Annotated in this window: 4 protein-coding genes and 1 pseudogene; all 5 read right to left on the bottom strand. The window is 45.0% G+C overall.

Annotated features, from left to right (window positions below):
• Positions 1-387: 387 nt before the first annotated feature.
• The 5 genes and pseudogenes from NE536_RS23035 to NE536_RS22480 all read right to left on the bottom strand — a co-directional run bounded on the left by NE536_RS23035 (position 388) and on the right by NE536_RS22480 (position 3,656).
• Positions 388-870, bottom strand: coding sequence for an MbeB family mobilization protein (locus NE536_RS23035; RefSeq protein WP_425347547.1), 483 nt, complete (start codon positions 868-870; stop codon positions 388-390).
• A gap of 301 nt (positions 871-1,171) precedes the next feature.
• A pseudogene (locus NE536_RS23030) lies at positions 1,172-1,438 on the bottom strand (relaxase/mobilization nuclease domain-containing protein); the annotation flags it as partial.
• A 109-nt stretch (positions 1,439-1,547) separates the two neighbouring features.
• Positions 1,548-1,874 carry a MobC family plasmid mobilization relaxosome protein gene (locus NE536_RS22490; RefSeq protein ID WP_261274078.1) on the bottom strand — a complete coding sequence of 109 codons (327 nt, stop codon included), beginning with the start codon at positions 1,872-1,874 and terminating at the stop codon, positions 1,548-1,550.
• The gene (locus tag NE536_RS22485) at positions 1,874-2,140 is read right to left on the bottom strand and encodes a hypothetical protein (RefSeq protein ID WP_261274077.1); all 267 of its coding nucleotides are present in this window, start codon (positions 2,138-2,140) and stop codon (positions 1,874-1,876) included. The genes NE536_RS22490 and NE536_RS22485 overlap by 1 nt, the downstream gene beginning before the upstream one ends.
• Positions 2,141-2,711: 571 nt before the next feature.
• The gene (locus tag NE536_RS22480; RefSeq protein ID WP_261274076.1) at positions 2,712-3,656 is read right to left on the bottom strand and encodes a replication initiation protein; all 945 of its coding nucleotides are present in this window, start codon (positions 3,654-3,656) and stop codon (positions 2,712-2,714) included.
• Between the last annotated feature and the right edge of the window lie 39 nt (positions 3,657-3,695).

Raw genomic sequence — 3,695 nt, 5'->3', positions numbered from 1 at the left:
ATGATCATGTGATAAGATTTCCCTAGGATTATTCCTAAACCCTGATTTCGTATATCTTCCGCCAAGTTGATTTGTACGAATCGGGGTTTTTGTTTTTATGGCAATAGATTACGCCATTTCACATGCGCAATCCATGATCATTTTCAAGATCGTTTTTCATCGCTATTTTGTTAGCAATTTCATTAATCTGCCGAGTTGCAATTCCAATCCGTTCACCTGCTGTGACAAGATCTTCACCTGCGTTTTGAGTTCTTGATTCTCTGCTGACGTAGTTGTGAACATTTGCTGCAAAGCTTTGTAGCTGCTCGACAATCCCGCCTGCTGCTGCTCTTGCTGCTTCTGATATTCTGTTACAGATTTCAGTAACTGTGACTCTAATTCTGTCATTTAATTTTTCTCCAATTTGATTGCGCTTTGCTTGCCCACCGTCCAATTGAGATCTGCTTTCCAGCCGTTCGGTAGCAGAATGAAACGCTCGCCTTCTTTGCTCGTGTGTGTCGCTATCCCGAACGTTTGATTCTGTAACGATTTCAAGGTCTGATTTTGTTGCTCTATCGCGGCTAGGTTCTCGGCTATCTGATTGCCTTGATACCAGAGGACTCCATAGCTCAAGATTAGAGTCATTATTATCGCTAGAAACAAGTAAGCCCATGTGCTGAGGGCTGTTAACCGCATGGTTGACGCTTGATCGCGTAATTCCTGCGTCAATGCGTGGATATCTGCGCTGATTATGCTCTGAGAGCCTTTTAATTCCTTCTGCAAGCTCTTGGTGTGCTCGTTGAATTCGTTGATCAGTCGCTGCTTCGTAAGCTTTAGCTGCTCGTTCGATTGCTGCTCCAGTTTCTTCGCTAAATTTAAAATCTCGTTCATAAATAGCCCCTTTGAGCCGTATGTTTTTGCCGCCATCTGGATCAGCAATTGATATTGAATTTTTGGTTTCTCTTGCGACCGTGAAACCCGCATCAGATAGCGTTTTAACAACATCTGCGCGATTAGTGATTAATCCGTTCGACATAACCGTCATGAGGCTGTTTGTAATCGTTTCTGCGGCCACTTTTCGGTTTTCTGGTAGGTTACGAGGCGTGACCAGTGAACGGTGGTTTAACGGGCTGTCAGGGTCGGTCAATTTGTAGGTGTGATTAGTAATGTTTTTCCAGTTATTAACCCGTTTTAAATCGCGTTTATGATACCAAGGCTGCAAGCGTTTACCGCTCTGTAGCTCGATATTCGGTACAACAAAGTTAAGTTCCAAGCGGTCTTTGTCTCGATGCTCAACCCACATACAAGCGTATTGATCTGCATCCAGGCCTGGGAACATCATTTTTTCAAAATCTGACATGATTTTGTCTTTAGATTCGCGGTCTAAATCAGGTTCAGAAAATGACAAAACACCTGATGTATATTTTTTTGCATACGGGCTGGCATCAATGATGGCCATGATCGCCTCTGGATCACCTCTATCGAGCGTTGCACCATCGCGTTGGCGGTCACGACCTAGCAAATAATCAATCGGGCCACTACCTACACCTGAGCCACGCGCATGGAATTTAACAATCATTTGAATGCCCCTTTTTTATTTCAGCTAGGCGCCTTTCAATGCTCACAAGCTCAGTAATGACGCGACTTTTGTCGATACTGCTCCACTGACTGCGGTTAACGGCTCTGGCTATCTGGTTTAAATTGTTTCCGATACCGGTTAATTGACGTTGTAGCTCTGGGCTGACCGTGGGAAGCGGGGCGGCTCGTTTCGCTGGAACGCCTAAGCATGTCTCACGAATCCACTCTGCAAGACGCAGTTTTGTCGAGCGTTCAACTAGCGTGTCGTATTCAGCATCAGTGCAGCGGATCTTAATGACTCGTGTGCGCTTTTCCATCACTTAGCCGCCTGAAATACGGCTTCCATCAATCGCTCAATGGTCGCTTCATCAAGGTTTAGGCTTGGGTCTGGATTACCAATCAAACGCTTTAGCGTGTTGATGTCCTCACGGTTAAAGGTAACTGTTACAGTTAAGGCTGCTTTTCGAGCACGATAGGCTGCTTGCTTTTCGGCTGCGGTCATTGCGCGGCCAGTTGATGGGCGGCCACGTTTAGGTTTTTGCGGGATAAAATCCACAGTCCGATCATCTAATGTATCTTTCATTCTGTGCATCCTTTTGAGTAACAGTTACGATAAAGGTTAAGGTTTAGATTGTGCTTTTAGGGGGTTTCGGGGGGGATTTATCACCCCTGAACCAGACACACAGATGACCAAAGGAGCGCAGCGACTGTAGGGCACTCTGTGTATGCTGGCTTAAAGCACGAAAGATAGTATAAATCGGTCATCATTATTTAGCAAGGATAAGGTAACAGTTACTTTATTTGATATATATTTAGGCGGGAAAACTAACGCGCTTTGCTTGTTTGCTGACTAGGCTCATGTCGCAGGCAAGCTGCTCAATCGCTAGTCCAGCGAGTACGAATGATTTTCTTATTTTCTTGATATGTATTGGAGGAATACTATTTAAGTAACAGTGACGATAAACGGGGCTATTATCTGATATGGCTTGTTTTCGCGATCGCTTCTTTTGCTGTGTGTTGTCTAGAAGAGCAAAAACACCCCTGTAGGGCTATTATCTGATATGGCTTATTCGATCACTTCTTGGGTAGGTATTGTCTAGCAGAGCAAAAGCACCCCTAAAGGGGCTATTATCTGATATGGCTTGTTTCGATCACTAGATTTCATGCTTGAGATAAAGACTGACCGTACTAGCCGATATTTTAAGATCCTCTGCAATCATACGGTTTGAATACCCCTTGGACTTCATTTTTAGCACCATAGGAATCAATGTGGCCTTATCTCCGCTTATTAATGGCCTACCGCCACCCTTTGATTTCCTACCACCCTTAGCGCCTTGTCTGGCTTGCCATGCGCTAAATCCCGCTGCACTGAAGTTTTTATGTGTGAATTTTGCAACAGATTTAGCCGTGGCTTTAACCTCGGATAGTGGCAACGGTGACGTAAACTCCTTGTTGTTATATGCCTGAGCGCGGGTTAAAACGGCTTCAAGCCAGCGGTCATACTGCGGATACCCCTGCCTAATGGCCTTAAACGCCCACTTAGAGAGATAATCGAATAGATTGCAGTTACGGCCTAGGCCATTGCCCAAAAGCCGCTTAGAGCCGCTGTAGGCGCTTAAATCGAGGTAGTCAGCTAACCAATCGAGTGTGTAGAGATTTGGCTCCCACGTAGAAACTAGCCAATGAGGATTTAACGGGTTTTTGCAAATTAGCCCTGTATATCCCTCATCTGCTCCTAATTTCGCTCTTAAAGCGGCTTCTACGGCTGCTGCATAGCGTAAAGCTTTGCTGCTACCGTCTGGAGCTGTACGAACTGGGATTTCTAAGCCATAAATTAAATGCGCGTGACCATTTTCGCGGTTAGTTGCAACGATGTTGGGGGCTGGAGCGCCCAAATCATCCCAGCACATCGTGGCATCAAAACGATCTACATCGAACACTAGCCAATGCTTATGCGTCGGGCCATTGTGTTGAATATAGCGAGATTTAACGGCTTTTTTAGCAGCAATAATGCTCAGGCCATTGGATAAATCATCTGAATAATAGGGTTTCTTGGGTAAGCGCTGTTCAAAAAGCGTTAATTGATGCGCTGCATTCAAAAATCACCACGCAAATGGCGGTTATTTTGTTGTTTTTTT

This window comes from Shewanella septentrionalis (assembly GCF_025370265.1).
Lineage (GTDB): Bacteria > Pseudomonadota > Gammaproteobacteria > Enterobacterales > Shewanellaceae > Shewanella > Shewanella hafniensis.
This window is presented reverse-complemented; position numbering and strand designations above follow the sequence as displayed.

What these genes read in the sequence shown, in the direction of transcription:
- NE536_RS23035 (WP_425347547.1), bottom strand. Translation starts at nt 870, where the DNA reads ATGAACGAGATTTTAAATTTAGCGAAGAAACTGGAGCAGCAATCGAAC.
- NE536_RS22490 (WP_261274078.1), bottom strand. Translation starts at nt 1,874, where the DNA reads ATGGAAAAGCGCACACGAGTCATTAAGATCCGCTGCACTGATGCTGAA.
- NE536_RS22485 (WP_261274077.1), bottom strand. Translation starts at nt 2,140, where the DNA reads ATGAAAGATACATTAGATGATCGGACTGTGGATTTTATCCCGCAAAAA.